The 15,329-nt window shown below is 51.7% G+C and carries 8 protein-coding genes; 3 read left to right on the top strand and 5 right to left on the bottom strand.

The genetic code is table 11. The annotated features are described in order from the left end of the window. Positions 1-44 precede the first annotated feature (44 nt). On the bottom strand, positions 45-1,454 hold the full coding sequence (locus SH451x_RS10840) for a S41 family peptidase (protein WP_479362476.1): 1,410 nt from the start codon (positions 1,452-1,454) through the stop codon (positions 45-47). A 435-nt stretch (positions 1,455-1,889) separates the two neighbouring features. On the opposite strand from SH451x_RS10840, the gene SH451x_RS10835 reads away from it, so the two are divergent. The 3 genes from SH451x_RS10835 to SH451x_RS10825 all read left to right on the top strand — a co-directional run bounded on the left by SH451x_RS10835 (position 1,890) and on the right by SH451x_RS10825 (position 8,721). Further along, a complete protein-coding gene (locus SH451x_RS10835; protein WP_479362475.1) occupies positions 1,890-3,878 on the top strand; it encodes a GumC domain-containing protein in 1,989 nt (662 codons plus the stop codon). Between the two features lie 330 nt (positions 3,879-4,208). After that, entirely contained in the window at positions 4,209-7,259 is a 3,051-nt protein-coding gene (locus SH451x_RS10830; RefSeq protein ID WP_479362474.1) for a PSD1 and planctomycete cytochrome C domain-containing protein, read from the top strand. Between the two features lie 4 nt (positions 7,260-7,263). Further along, entirely contained in the window at positions 7,264-8,721 is a 1,458-nt protein-coding gene (locus SH451x_RS10825; RefSeq protein ID WP_479362473.1) for a DUF1501 domain-containing protein, read from the top strand. Between the two features lie 18 nt (positions 8,722-8,739). Here the strand turns inward: SH451x_RS10825 and SH451x_RS10820 are convergent, their stop codons facing one another. The 4 genes from SH451x_RS10820 to SH451x_RS10805 form a co-directional block, all read right to left on the bottom strand. Next, on the bottom strand, positions 8,740-10,653 hold the full coding sequence (locus tag SH451x_RS10820) for a TolC family protein (RefSeq protein WP_479362472.1): 1,914 nt from the start codon (positions 10,651-10,653) through the stop codon (positions 8,740-8,742). A gap of 343 nt (positions 10,654-10,996) precedes the next feature. Next, positions 10,997-11,995: an OmpA/MotB family protein gene (locus SH451x_RS10815; RefSeq protein WP_479362471.1), complete on the bottom strand. Its 999-nt coding sequence runs from the start codon at positions 11,993-11,995 to the stop codon at positions 10,997-10,999. Positions 11,996-12,193: 198 nt separating this feature from the next. Continuing rightward, complete coding sequence (locus tag SH451x_RS10810) at positions 12,194-13,648, bottom strand: NADH-quinone oxidoreductase subunit N (protein ID WP_479362470.1); 1,455 nt, start codon at positions 13,646-13,648, stop codon at positions 12,194-12,196. Between the two features lie 47 nt (positions 13,649-13,695). Beyond that, the gene (locus tag SH451x_RS10805; RefSeq protein WP_479362469.1) at positions 13,696-15,318 is read right to left on the bottom strand and encodes a complex I subunit 4 family protein; all 1,623 of its coding nucleotides are present in this window, start codon (positions 15,316-15,318) and stop codon (positions 13,696-13,698) included. Between the last annotated feature and the right edge of the window lie 11 nt (positions 15,319-15,329).

Below are 15,329 nucleotides of genomic sequence, written 5' to 3'. Positions count from 1 at the left end.
GAAAACGCGATTATCCCGCAACCGGGTGCATCGTTGACAAGCGGCTAATCGAGCGTGGACTGTAGCCAAGCGACAACTTTTAGCAATTGCGGATCATCTGCCAGCGAGACATCGGTCTCAAGCAAATGTGTGACAACTTGTGGGTCGCCAAGCTGCATCAGGTCGATGGGTTCATCGGACGCTGCCCCTTCCAAGCTAGGTTCCGTTGTTGCCTCAGGGGATTCTGACGCTTGTTCGGTTGCCTCCACGGATTCGTCCTGCTTCGTCAAATTCCCAGAGTCACGACGAAAGAGTCTGTTTAAGGCTCGGATATGATCTCTCTCAGAAACTTTGAGCTCCAGTTCCTGGTTAGGAAGAATCCCCCAAACGTCCTCCTCCTTTGCGTCCTTATCGCGATGAACCTTCTGACCACTTGGCGGATACCAATATGCGGTCGTTAAGCGCAAAGCTGCACGGCCACCATCCATCTCAATGACGTTTTGCACCGACCCTTTGCCATAGGAACGCTGACCTGCCACAAACGCTCGACCGCTGTCTCGTAAAGCACCGGCAGTAACTTCGGACGCGCTCGCCGAATTCCCGTTAATCAAGATTACCAGCGGCACGTCACTGCTGATCAAAGTGCCAGGCTCAGCCTCGATCAACGAGTACGCCTCTGCCACACGTCCTTTCGTTTCAACGATTACACCTGAGTCCATAAACATGTCGCAGATGTCTCGCGCCGTGTTCAGCAGACCACCCGCATTGTCTCTCAGGTCTAGAACAATGGCGTCTGCATCCGCAGCATCTTTCGTTAAGAACTTCGCCATCTCTGCGGGGCTTTGCTCACCGAACACTGCCATGTGAATATAGGCTATGCGTGGATCCGCCTGCATCCGGTACCGTACGTTTCCGTTTTCGTCCCGATAGTCTCCGAGGACCGAAGGTGTTTCGACAATATCTCGAACAACCGACAACTCTTTCGTCGACTCATCGCTAGGACGATAAACAGTAATCGTCACCGCCGTGTTAGGTTTACCGCGCAGTAGCTTGCTCGCCTCCTCAATGCTTAGGTTCAACGTTGACTTGCCGCTTATCTCACGAATCTGATCTTCGCTCCGCAGTCCAGCTTTATCCGCAGGTGCATTATGTATAGTTCGAACCACCCGCAGTGCTCCTTCGCGTGGTTTGGTTACGACGACCCCTAAGCCCGCGAAATTTTGTTCAATCTGGGCGCGAAATGAATCCAAATCGGTCGGCGGAATAAAACCGCTGTAGGGGTCCAGACGCTCCATCATGCCCGTCATTGCGTGTCGCCCAAGTTCGGCACGATCGACAGGTTCGACGTACAGCTGCTCGACGTAGTCCATCGCCAAGGCAACATCGCTCACTTCGCGAAAACGCTTGGCTTGAATTGCACATACCAAGCATGATACGGTTAGAAGAGTTAACCAACGGAGATTTCGGCTTGTCATTGAGCGCTACTGATAAAGGCAAGTCAACTGACCGAAGGCCTCCCAGCGAGGAGCTTGCAGCAAGAAGAATTCTTTAACTAGCCTACCCGCTTTAACCACCAACAGCAAGCGAAAGCTAGGCATCGCCGGCAATGCCTTTCCTCGTTCAGGGTAGGCAAACTCTGGGACCACGTCACTGTGATGTAACGTAAGTTAAAACGGTTTGTAATGGCTCTGACGCTTGTGACGCTTGAGGTGGTCAACAATCGGCAGACAAGCCTAGTCGCAGGTCACATTTTGCTTAATGAGAGTTAAGTTTACAAGCTTGGCTGCGTGTCTTGATTTTGATCACAGCACGCGATCGAGCTCTGCGTATTACCTCAGATTTACATTGGCAAGAATCGATTCGTCGAGCTTTCCATGTCGGTTCGTTCTTGATCAGACAAGTCGTCTAGCATGTTCGCTCAATTCCCAGCAATAAAATCCTTAATACGAGGCATCGTTCTCTGGGCTCCTGTCTGGATTGGTGCAACAGTTGTTTGTGGAGTTATCGGCGGCGTCTATGCATTTCTGTTGAAGTCAGACACTTACCTTGCGACTCAGGCGATTCTTGTACGCGATGAAGCAAACGCAACCATGATGCGGCTGGGACGGTTTGAGTCACAGACACAACTCAAAGCCGCCCAAGAAACGATCATGGAGATGGCAAAAAATCACCAAGTCGTTCGGGTCGCTTTGCAGGAATCGGGCAAAGATCAAAAAGGCTGGTGGCCATTCGCGGACGGTTCGGGCACATTAACTGACCGACAAATCAATTCATTCGCAAACAATAACGTCTCTGTTCACGCTCCTAAAGGCGTCGAGTTCGGCAACACTGAGGTCATTTATCTCGACGTAAAAAGCGATAGCCCTGATTCAGCGTTAAAGATCGTAGACTCGCTTGCCAAGGCCTTAGACAATCGGTTGCGACAAGTGCGTGAAGCTCGCGCGACGAGCATCATTGCAGAGCTTACAACCGCAAAGCAAGCGGCACAACGCGAGTTGGCAGCCACCACGGAACGCATTCAATCGATCGAAAAGTCAGCGGGCTCTCAACTTGCCGATCTGCGTGGTTTGACAGATACAATCGGTAGCTCAGGAGGCTCACGGAGCCAAATCGATCAAATCGATACAGAACTGCGCGTTGCAGTCAAAGATGATCAACAACTTGCCGCCGATCTCGAACTACTTGAGACAGCACTCGCCGACCCGGCAGCATACGTGCTAGCACCCGGCAGCGTCTTAAATTCTCAACCCGGGCTACGCAAGCTGCGAGAAGGCCTAGCTGACGCGCAACTAAGCACATCACAGTTAACGGGACGCTTTACGGATGCCCATCCCTTGGTCAGGTCGGCGCGCGATGCGCAGTCGTCCATCGAGAGCAAGTTGATCAAGCAACTGGAGGCTTCGAAATACGCACTGATCCAAGACATCAGTACTAGCAAGAAACGCATCGAACAATTGTCCGAACAGAAGCAACTTGCCGAGCGTCGCTTGGACGGCCTTGCTGCCATCAGATCCGAGTATGCGAATGTTGTAGCCGAACTTAAAACGCGAAGCGCTATCCTTGAGGAAACGGAACGTCAACTCGCGGAAGCAAACGCATCGCAGCAAGCGTCACAATCCGTTAGCTTGTTGACACGACTCGATAAACCGCAAGTGGGTGACAAGCCGATCGGTCCAGGCCGCGTTCTCATCACGCTATGCTCATCTTTGGGCGGCCTTTTGTTAGGACTCGGTTTCGTATTCGCCGTGACGCCAATCGACGGTAATAATCGTTTCGGACGCCGCTGGGGCGATTACATGTCGCAGGATCAACGACGTAAGTCTTCCGTGGAGGATCCAAACGTCGCGGGCTCACAGATCTCTGAGGAAACCAACGAATCGGAACTGCCGACGATTATTGAAAACGCTCTGGATCGCCATCTCAGTACGAGCAAAATGAGCATTTCCAAAAACGCTTCGAAAAAGAATTCTGCAACGTCGCTAGCCGATAACACTTCGTACCAAGCATCGGGTCTACCGAACGGGACCTCTCTCGACGACGCGACCGATGAGCTCGAGGGTTTGCTTCTGGGAGAATCTGAGTATTTGACTGTAGAAGAAGAGCCTAGCGAAGAAGAATTTACAACCGCGCCAAAACGTCGATCCTCTATTTTAGAAGAACTGCTGAAAGCCAAAGATGCGTTGGACGGTTATGATGAAGCGGAACTCGCTTCATCGACAAGCGCGACTGTGATGCTGCCTGCAACGGCTACAGAAGCAAAAGCAGAAGCCTTAACTGAAACGACGTCGGAGGCGGCGAACGAGCGCAGGCAACGCGATCGCACCTCGGCACCGCCAGCTAAACCGCTCCGCGTCGGCGTACGTCCAAAAAGAACTCCACCGGGGAGCCCTGCTCACTAGATTGGAGTAGGAGTGCCATCCGTAGTCTGACGAGTTCTGCTCGTGCGAAACTGTTCTTCGACCGAGAAGAACTCATCGCGGCTTCGCAAGCCGGTCTTTGTTGCGTTCGGTCCGACCCGAAGCTGACATCAAGAATTTTTCCAGCACACCTGGCGCGATGTTTCGGCTAAAATGGATTTAGCTCGTCGACGAGAGCTCCCCACTTCCAACTCTCCCGCCCCGAATACTGTGAATATCTCCCCCCCTGGGCTGCTCCGCAGCCAAACTGCTAGCATCTTTGCACGTTGCGCTCTCAGCATTCTTCCGTGCGTCGTATTTACGCTTGCCTTGATGGTAACGACATTGAGAGTATCGGCCGTCGACTTTTCAAAAGACATCAGGCCAATTCTTTCCAACGCGTGTTTTCAATGTCATGGTCCCGACGATGAAACTAGGGTGACAGACCTAAGGCTTGACCAGCAATCCGGACTCTTTTCGGAAGGTGCGGACGGCTGGATTGTCAAACCAGGCGAGCCCGAAGCAAGTGAACTTTGGAAACGAATCACGTCCGATGATCCAGATACGCAGATGCCGCCACCTAGCGCGAACAAGTCCCTGAGTGACGCACAGAAACTGGCGATATCGAACTGGGTGAAAGAAGGCGCTCCATGGGCACAGCACTGGGCGTTCATCAATCCGACAGATGTAGCAATTCCCGACGTGAGTGAGAAGGCGTGGTGCCAGAATCCAATCGATAATTTCATCCTCCATGCGCTGGAAGATGCGGCCCTGACGCCTTCACCGCGTGCACCCACTGCGACTTTAGTTCGAAGACTGTTCCTTGATCTGACTGGTAAGATCCCAAGCTTGGAAGAGAGCACCTATTGGATCGACAGACTTTCATCTCGCCACGGACTTGCGACGGCTGAGAACGCCTTTGACCATGACGCATACGAGCAGTTGGTCGAACACTTGCTGGCATCTCCCGCTTATGGGGAGCGCTGGGCGAGAAACTGGTTGGACCTCGCTCGGTATGCAGATTCCAACGGCTATGAAAAGGACCGAGAACGCTCGATCTGGCCTTACCGCGATTGGGTTATTAACGCTTTGAACGACGATATGCCTTTCGATAAGTTCACAATCGAACAGCTCGCGGGCGATTTGCTTCCCAATGCTTCCGAGTCGCAACAAATCGCGACAGGGTTTCATCGAAACACGATGCTGAATGAAGAAGGTGGCATCGATCCACTTGAGTATCGTTTCCATTCGATGACAGATCGCGTTGCGACGACCGGTACGACGTGGTTAGGCCTAACCATGGGATGCTGTCAATGCCACACACACAAGTTCGACCCGATCACCCATCGCGAATACTACCAGTTCATGGCATTCCTTAACAACGCCGATGAACCCGCGTTGAGTTTGTCTGACGGCGAGACAGATACTACGTGGCAACGACAACTAGAGAAAGCGAACCAGTTGCTTGTCGAATTGCCAGAACGTTGGCCAACCGACGGTACGACTCGGTCGTTTAACGAAGCGTTCGACGCTTGGTTAGATGATGAACGTAAATCCGCGGTCGCGTGGCAACCACTACTGCCCAACGAAATGCGCACGAATTCTGTATTCTTGCATGATGAAGGTGAAGGTGTCATCTTCGCGTCCGGCGATATTACGAAACGCGACGACTATCACCTCGAGTTTGCCGCTTCCGCCGAACCCATCCATGCGTTACGTCTGGAGGTATTTCCCGATCCGCGACTACCAGCTAACGGACCCGGGATGACGTATTTCGAGGGGCCGACAGGAGATTTCTACCTAACGGAAGTCAAGTTTGAAGATGCCAAAGGTACTTTGTTCCCGTGCAGCTCGGCTTCGTCATCTTATGCCAAAGGCGAAGGCTCCAACCAGCCGCTCAATGCTAAAGCAGCCATTGATGGGGATATCCAATCAGGTTGGTCAGTTCAAGATAGAACCGGAGAAAAGCACGAAGCGGTGTTTCAATTCGAAAGCGCCATTCAAGCGGGTACTTCGATAAAGATCTCCATGTCATTCGGTCGTCACTACCCAAGCTCGCTGGGCAAATTTCGCTGGTCAGCAGCTCAGTCGACTTCGAAATCAGTTGTTGCAAAACCACATTCCGATGAAGTACGAGCTCGGCTCCTTATGCCATCAGATCAGCGCTCCGCCGACGACCTTCGTATACTCAGATCAGCCTTTGCAATGATTGCCCCTGAGCTGAAGGCGCAGGCGGACGAAATTCGAGCACTGCAGCAGCGTCCAAAGTATACGGAGACGCTAGTTTTTCGGGAGCGTCCTAGCAACGAAACGCGCCCGACGCACCTTCACCACCGTGGCGAGTACCTACAACCGAAGGAACTTGTCGATCCGAAGACTCCTGCGGTACTGCATCCATTTGAAGGCGACGACCAGCAGGAGTTGCCAAACAACCGGCTGGGCTTTTCCGCATGGTTGGTTAGCCAACAGAACCCGCTGACAGCCCGAGTCGCAGTCAATCGGCAATGGGCTGCAATTTTTGGCACAGGCATAGTCAAAACAAAAGACGATTTTGGCTTACAAGGCGAATCGCCATCCCATCCAGAACTCCTCGACTGGTTGGCTTATCAATTTATGACAACAGACCAGTGGTCGCTAAAAAGTTTCCACCGCCGACTGGTGCTGAGTGCAACTTACCAGCAGAGTTCGGTGACAAAACTTGAATCGAGCAATTTTGATTCAGACAACCGATTGTTAAGTTACTCTCCGCGATACAGATTGGACGCGGAGATGATACGCGATTCATTGCTGGTGACTTCGGGCATCGAAACACATCGCATCGGCGGCAAACCCGTTTACCCGCCTCAGCCAACCAATGTAACAACAGTTGCCTATGGAAGTCCGAAATGGCCCGAAAGCCAAGGTGAAGATCGCTACCGCCGCAGCCTCTACACTTTTGCAAAACGCACTGCCCCCTTTGCTATGTTCGCAGTATTTGATGCGCCCAGCGGCGAAGCATGCGTTGCTACACGTGACCGAAGCAATAGTCCACTTCAAGCGCTTACGGTATTAAACGATGCCATGGTTGTCGAACTTGCAAGAATCGCTGGCGAAAGAGTCAGTGCCAGTTCGGTCACGACAGTCGAAGCACAAGCCAGTCGGCTCTTCCAAACAACGTTTGTACGTGAACCTACCAAACAAGAGCTCGACTCCTTGGTCGAATTCTACCACACACAAGTCGGAGCCTTCTCGAAAGATCTAACCGCTGCCCGCGATTTTCTTGATAAGCCAGATACCGTAGACCTGAAAGATGGAAGCACCGCAGCAAAAATGGCAAGTGACGCCGCGTGGAGTGCACTTGTTCGTGCTCTATATGGGTTGGATGAATTCCTAACACGAGAATAGACACATGACTTTTTTTGATAATGGGCACGCCCGTAAAGCTGCCATTCACAACGCACGTCGATGGTTCCTTTCGCAGTGTGGAGTCGGACTTGGCTCCATTGCGCTCGGAGAATTACTGCTTGAGCAATCAAATGTGCGGGCGGAAGATGTAACAAAATTGGCTTCGTCTGCCGGTGCCGCGAAAACGCACTTTCCGGGAAAAGCAAAGGCGGTCATACAGCTGTTCATGGGTGGGGCTCCCAGCCAGCTCGATCTTTTCGACGAAAAGCCGATGCTCTCAAAGTTAGCCGGACAACCGTTGCCAGCGTCGATCATCGGTGACCAACGTTACGCCTTCATTCAACCAGACGCCGCAGTGCTCGGTCCGCAATTCGTCTTCAGGCGTCACGGTGAAAGCGGAGCAACGATATCAGACGCCTTACCGCATCTCGCAGCTATTGCCGATGAAATATGCATGATTAAATCAATGCATACCGACCAATTCAATCATGCGCCTGCTCAACTGCTGATGACTTCGGGATTTTCGCAGCCAGGTCGCCCAAGCTTCGGCTCTTGGACAATTTATGGCCTTGGCGCAGAATCAAAGGAATTACCCGCCTTTGTAGTGATGAGCACCGGTTCGGGCTTAAGCGGCGGAAGCGCACTGTGGTCAAGCGGTTTCTTGCCAACGGCCTACACCGGAGTACAGTTCCGCAGTCAAGGTGACCCGATTTTGAATGTCACCAACCCTGCCGGAGTGACCGAACAATTGCAGCAGGATACTTTTCGGATGATTGCCGAGATGAACCAACTGCGTTTGAATGTGGTCAACGACCCTGAGATAGCAACCCGCATATCGGGTTTCGAAATGGCTTCTCGCTTACAATCTTCTGCTCCCGAGCTTATGGATCTGAGCAGCGAGTCGCAAGACACGCTTGACCTGTATGGCTGCGATCCAGCAAAGCCGTCTTTTGCACGTGCCTGCCTTCTTGCACGTCGAATGATTGAACGCGGCGTCAGGTTCGTCAACATTTTTCATGAAGGTTGGGACGCCCACAGTGATGTCGTTGGAAACACTAAAATTAATTCCAGCGCAACCGATAAAGCTTCTGCGGCGTTGGTACTGGATTTAAAACGCCGTGGCTTATTGAATGAGACTCTTGTAATCTGGGGCGGGGAATTTGGCCGCACTCCCATGATCGAGACTAACCCCGCGTTAGGCCGCACTCAAGGACGCGATCATCATCCTCAAGCCTTTACGATCTGGCTGGCCGGCGGTGGTATTAAGCCTGGAATGAGTGTTGGCGCAACCGACGATTTCGGATTTCATATCGTAGAGAACCCGATCCATGTACACGACTTGCACGCAACGTTGCTGCACTGCCTTGGTTTTGATCACGAGCGATTTATCTACAGACATGCTGGACGCGATTTTCGCTTGACCGATGTTCACGGCAAGGTTATCGATGCAATCTTGGCTTAGCGATCTAATCGAATCTTTCTAGTTTTCAGAATCTGGCAAGTCGGTTTGCGGCACATAACCAGAAATGGAAAAGAGAGTTCCTGACGCTAGCTTGGCGCGTCCAAGCGCGATCATATACGTGCTTTGAGCAAGAGCCCAATTGTTTTCCGTTTGAATCAACCTCGATTCCGCGTCTAAGATCTCATCCATCAGTAAGGCTGGACTTGTGTTTTCAAGCACAGGATTTGTGCTCCATCGAGCTACAAGATATTGCAGTTCTTCGTTGGTCGACAGGGTTGCAGCAACCGCAGAACGATACTCGGCGAAAGAGGCTTCGATTTCGGCGGCTGCGGCGTGTATCTCTCGCGAGACATCTAGCAGTTGTTGGTCGAGCGTAAATAGTAGCTTGCGGAGCTCTAGATTGCGCTGGCGCATGATCGCTCGCGAAGCCGAATTGTTTTTGGGACGCTGGTAAGTAAGCCCAGCCGAATAGCTTGGCCGGCCTCGCGCAAACTGGTCTCCGAACGAATCGGAAATGTTGTAGTCACCATTGAGTCCACGAATGTACCCTTCGGTGACCAAGTTCAGCGTCGGCCGCAGCTCATTCTCCGCTACCTTCAGCTGTATGTGCATGCTGCGTATTTGGTCGTGCAGTGCGATTACTTCTGGCCGTGACTCCAGCGCAATGGCCAATTCAGCAGCGACATCGGCTGGAACAAATTCGTTCATCGGCTGGGTAATAGGTATCAGTTCCGATTTGACGGTGTTGTAAGTGTCGCGAAAATTCAGCAACGCTCGCATTTGCGCTTCAGCCTTCGCAAGTTCTGCTGCCGACCGTTGGGTGCGAGCTTCTTGCGAACTCACAGCGGCTCGAGCACGACTAGCTTGACTGCGAGTTCCGTCGATATCAGCCCGCGCCGCAATGTTTTCTGCAATCTTGGTGAGCCTACCAATGGCGCGATGCCCCTGTAACAAAGTCGCTCGATGATAAAAAATTGTCCAGTACGTTTGATAGACGTCGAAGATATGATTTTGAATTGCGAGATTGGCATCTGATCGACTGATGTCGGCCGAAACTCGTGCGATTGCAATTGTCGAGGAATTATAAAAACGTCCAGCTCCGCGGCGCAGAGGATGCGAATATTTGAGCACCATCCGCGTATCAGCTTGTTGCCCGGGGACAAAAAATTGCGAGTTGTTGTTCCTGAGTCCGATATCTTGGAACAACTCGGTTTGTCCACCAAACTGATTCCGACCGCGCACGCCTAAACTATTTTCCATATAGTGTTCGTTAAGACGCGGCGCTCCACCCGTAGTTAGCAGATTGCCGACTGGGTCAGAGGTGTCGTGAAAGATGGAATCGACGAAGCGAGTCGGATCGAAAATCGCGGCCGCTTGTGCGATCTCTGTTTCGCGGATTGCTGGCTCGGTCAAAATCGCTTGGATCTGCGGTGATGAAGCCATCGCCTGCCAAACTAGCTCGTCCAGTTTCACCCGCTGAATCTCTACCGCATCACCAGTCAGTCGCTCGCGCAGCAGATCATCCCACCACGGCTTCAATTCGATCATCTCTGTTGGAGTTGGACTATTCTTTGCTACTTCCACGATCTCCGAATCGTCCTCATCCGTTGACACATACAACTCGACCGACGGCGGAACGTTCGGAGCGTCTCTGTCGAAGGGGCTCTTTTCCGCGCCCGAGTATACCCCGTCCGTGGCTACCGCGGTCGCATTTAGTTGCGTCGGACTGCTAGCTTGAACGTCACCCCCGGGAAAGCTTTTGAGCCCATCGCTGCTCGGGTGGTCGTAAACGAATTCTTTGGCCAACACCCCAACTGGCCAAGCGGCCTGGGCAAGAAGAATTGCTAAGAAAGTTCGGCGCAGGGGCGAACGAAGCGGATCCTTGATTCGATATTTTTTGCGATTTGTAACTTTGACCGACGATCTTGGCATTTGCGTTCGGTGTTGATGCTTTCAAACGCTTTAGCTTGCAAAACACAAAATGTGTTTTGCAGACTACCCATACATCCGTTTCACGATCGGTTTTATCGTTACATATCCTTAGGTTTAATAACGCATTCCAGCGGCGCTATAGAAACTACAAGTTAAAGAGCTTTTTTGATCGCCACCCATTACGCAGGTGGCATATCTTTCCATGGAGATTATCGCGTTGTCGACCGCCCTCGGAGGCTAACCACAACGGAATGCCTCGGTGAGTTAGATGGCAAACTGTCGTTTTTGCCTAAAGAAGATGCGCACAATTCAAAGTGTGCAAAAATGTGCAAAGCTAATGAGCTTAGATCGAGTCGGGATAGACAACAAATTCGATGCGGCGGTTCTGCGCACGACCGGCGGGTGACTGGTTATCGGAAACAGGGTGGTTCGGACCATGGGCAAGTGTAAACAGTTGAGTACTTGCGAACTGGCCTCGACGTTGTAGATATTCAACGATAGCAACCGCTTGTAAGGCCGCAAGTTGATGGAGACTTGACGCAGCGCCGCCCGCCACCGGGCCGGCGTCGGTATGAGCTTCTATACCGATTCGATTTCGCGATGCATTTCGCACTAGACTTGCTTCCATGCGATCTAATAATTGGGCAGCCGCGGGGACTAGTTGAGCTGAGTTTTGCTGGAAAAGCTGGTCGCTAGGCAGCGAAACTCGGATCACGCGTCCGTCTACAATCGCAGGATAACCGCTGGTGGAGATGGCGTCCGCTATTTTTTGCAATGAAGTATTCGCTGTCAGAGTCGCTCCACCGTTCTTGCGAATCGAGGCTTGAAGCCCGTTGACTTCCGATCGTGCGGCAAACACTTGCTGTTGATTTTGAAGACTCGCCAGGCGCGCTTGCTCGATCTGGCGTGATGCCTCTTGAAGTTGACCTTGGAGCAGTTCAGCGCGTTCGCGATTCAAATCGCTTTGCTGCTGAACCTGCGCGATCTGAGCTGTCAACTGACGATTGTTTTCATCCAGCAGTCGAGCTCGGCGCTCCATTTCTTGGAGTTGAGCCTGCGAGGCCTGAGCTGCCATATTATTCGCAGCGATCGCAGCATTTGTGTTCGCACCACCCAACGGATTCTGCCACAAAGCACCGTTGAGCGAGTTGGGCGCCGCTCCCGGAGTCTGCGCGTATGGCGAATAGCCACCAGGTTGTGTTGCAAGATATGGATTCGACCGATTACAACCGCCACTGACGATGATAAAGGCAACAAGGGCGCACCAGCAATGTAGTCGGAGCTGCACGATGCACGCTCGCAACGGCATTCCATTTGAACTAGTTAAGCTGACGTTCGCCATTGTTTGACCATTAATCAAAACACTAAAATCTCCGATAAAACTAGAGATACTGTATTTGAAGGTCTCCAATCAAGACGAATCGGTTCCCCGAAACATCCCGATCACGCCATCTGAATATGCTAGCTTACTATTAATTGCCGTAGCTTGGGCATTCCTGCCTGAGACTGAAGCCAGTCCCGAACCAGCATACACTTCGCCCTACATCCCACTTGGCACAAAGAACCAGACTAGTGTTAGGACTGCACAGATGCTGTATGCCAGAAATAAGCTGGGCCGCCATACACGAAGCGGCGGGAGCTTGGCAGACTTGTCAAAGATTTTTGCCAAGATTCGCCAGTAGTAGCCTGCGGCTACTGCAGCGTTTAAAGCCATCAAAATCGCACAGACCAAAAACACGGGCTGGTCGACGCCAACCGCCGCTGCGAAGACCTGGACTTTTGCCCACATGCCAGCTGTAAGCGGCAGACCGATCAAAGAGATCAAACAGATGACGGCAGCCACAGATGCTGCTGGGCGTCGATAAAACATCCCTGACAAATCGCTGACCAACTGGTTCTCGCCGCCAGCCACTTCGACTTCCGCAAGAAACGCAAACACTCCCAACGTCATCGCGGCGTAGACCAGCAAGTAAGTAAAGATCACTTGCGATTCCGATCCACCCACCATAAAAGCTGCCAAGCCCAACAAAATGTAGCCGCTGTGAGCTACGCTTGAGTAGCCCAACAGTCGTCGCAAGTTTTGTTGACCAGCGGCCATTGCATTGCCGAGAGTGAAAGTTATGACCGATAGAATCAGTATGAGGGGGATGATTTTCTGGCCAATAAACGAACCGGCATCTACCGTTCCAACGATTCTCACTAAGGCAACGAACCCCGCCACCTTGGGGACATAGCTCATCATGGCCGCCATCGAAATGGTGGTACCTTCGAACAAATCCGGGCCGTAAAAATGAAATGGAACCGCAGTGATTCGAAAGGCTAAACCGCAGATCACAAAGATCAAACCGATGAGCGCGAGCATGTTGTGTTCAGCATTGTTCACCGCCGCCGCCACGACAGTCAAATCTGTTGTTCCTGCAATCCCATACAGATAACTGCACCCGAAAAGGAAGAACGCTGATGCAAAGGCACTGAGAAGGAAGTACTTGATCGAAGTTTCGAGAGCATCGTTCGATCCACGCACAGTAGCTAATAGCACATATGTCGGAATACTGATCAATTCGAGCGCAAGGAACAAAGCAATCAAATCGTTGCACGCGCCGACTAAACAAACCGCGCCGATAATTATCGTCAGACAACCGAAGTATTCAGGTAGATAAGCTCGAGGAGCAACGGCCCAGCAAATAAGTGCAAGAATTAAACCGCCCAACAACGCCAGTCTTTCTGCCGCCAGCGCCGTATCATCCCACACGAACAAGTTAAACAGATTCGGATCAATCGTACTGCTGCGACGAAACAAGTGCCATGCGAAAGCAACGGCAAGCACAACGATTGTCGTCAACCCATAACCATTTTGCCGCTCCGTTATGTCTCGCGGTCGCTGTCGTTTAGTTACCAGCGATCCACACTGGATTAAACAACCTGAAAGAATCAGCAACAACGCAGGGCCAAGCCAAATGAGCGATTGTACTAAGTGTTGAGTAGCTGGATTCATGTTCAAGGACGCGAGAATTATTGAGGACCGAAAAAGAGTGCTAAGGATTACTTAGTGCTTGCAACTTGCGTAGGCGAACCGACTCCCGCGTTCTTTGCGAGAAGTGCGGTATCTTTATGGAACAAACTGGTCGCGAGCATCGGTGCGACTCCGATAGCCAGGCAACAAACCGCGAGTGGAAGTAAAGCACTCTTTTCCGCAGTAAACAGGTCGACGTTCGTTCTGATATGTTCTTTATGAAGCGGGCCAAACAATATTCGTTGGATGAAACGCAGCGAATACCAAGCACCGAAAAGAACGCCCGTAGAAGCCAAAATCGTTATCCAAATCGAATATTGAATCATGCCGCTAAGCGTCATTAGTTCGCCGACGAAGCTGTTCAAGCCTGGCAAACCAGCACCGGCCAGCAGGAAGAACACAAAAAAGCTCGCAAGTGCAGGCGATCGCGTTGCCAAGCCGTGATAGACATCGGCAACTCTCTCTTGACCATAACGCTCTTCCAAGGCAGCGATCAACAGATAAATTGCCGCGACAATCATTCCGTGATTAAACATCTGAAGCACAGCGCCCTGAATTCCTATCTCCGTGTATGACATCAAGCCAACAGTGATGAAACCGAGATGGGAGATGGAGCTGTATGCGAAAAGTCGGCGAGGGTCGGTTTGGGCAAGTGCAATCAACGCTCCGTACACGATCGCAACTGCACCAGCGACGGCAAAGATTAGCTGCGCGGTGCCTGACATCGTGTTGGGCATAAGCGGCAATACGATGCGCACAATTCCGTAGATACCCAGCTTCCCAACGACGGCCGCGATAATAGCAGTCGAATTGGGATGAGCCGCAGAGTAGGTTGTAGGCAACCAAGAGTGCAGCGGCACGATGGCCATCTTAATTCCAAAGCCAAACAATAGGATGAACAAAATCCATTGCAGCTTTGAGTTGGCGACTTCTTCAACACCTTCCGCTGATATGTCAGCTCCAGCAGCCTGATCTAGTGCGGGGATAATCGCCGATAGCTCCGGCAGCAATACTGTCGATGGTTGCTGCGCGTTTGCAGAGTAAAGGATCAGACCTATCAATCCGACTACCATCGGAATCGAACCGGCAAGCGTGAATAGCAAGAACCGTCGTGCAGCCCGAGGCACAGTTGCCGCATCCCCCCACAGGTAAATCATCAGAATGACTGGCAGCAATACGGCTTCGAAGAAAATATAAAAGGTGAGGACATCCATCGCCAAAAAGACGCCCATCAACATCGCTTCGATAATCAAAATAAGTCCAAGATAGATATTCTGCCTATCTGTGATTTGACGCGTGGCCGCGATTCCGACGCAGGTGCAAACAATCGTCGTCAACAAAATCATCAACGAACTGATTCCGTCTGCTCCCAACGCGAGCTGCCAATTCAAAACGTGGTCACCAATCTTGAATGGAAACTCGACATTAAAAGAGGAGGGAGCGTACATCAATCGCGGCTGTATTGATCCCGCAGTTGTGACCGGCTCACGACCAGCAATATCAAGCACAAGCGCAACTGTCATTGCGCTTACTGCGAGCAAGCACAGGACCGCGAACTTACTGACAAGGCTGCCCAGTTTTCCACCCCATACGCTGATTAGAATTCCAGCCGCAAGAGGTACAACAATCAAAAGTGGTAACAGATAAATCATTCGTCAATTCA

Source organism: Njordella aestuarii (assembly GCF_056494165.1).
Note: the sequence above shows the minus strand (reverse complement) of the source record. Positions and strands in the feature narration are given on the sequence as shown.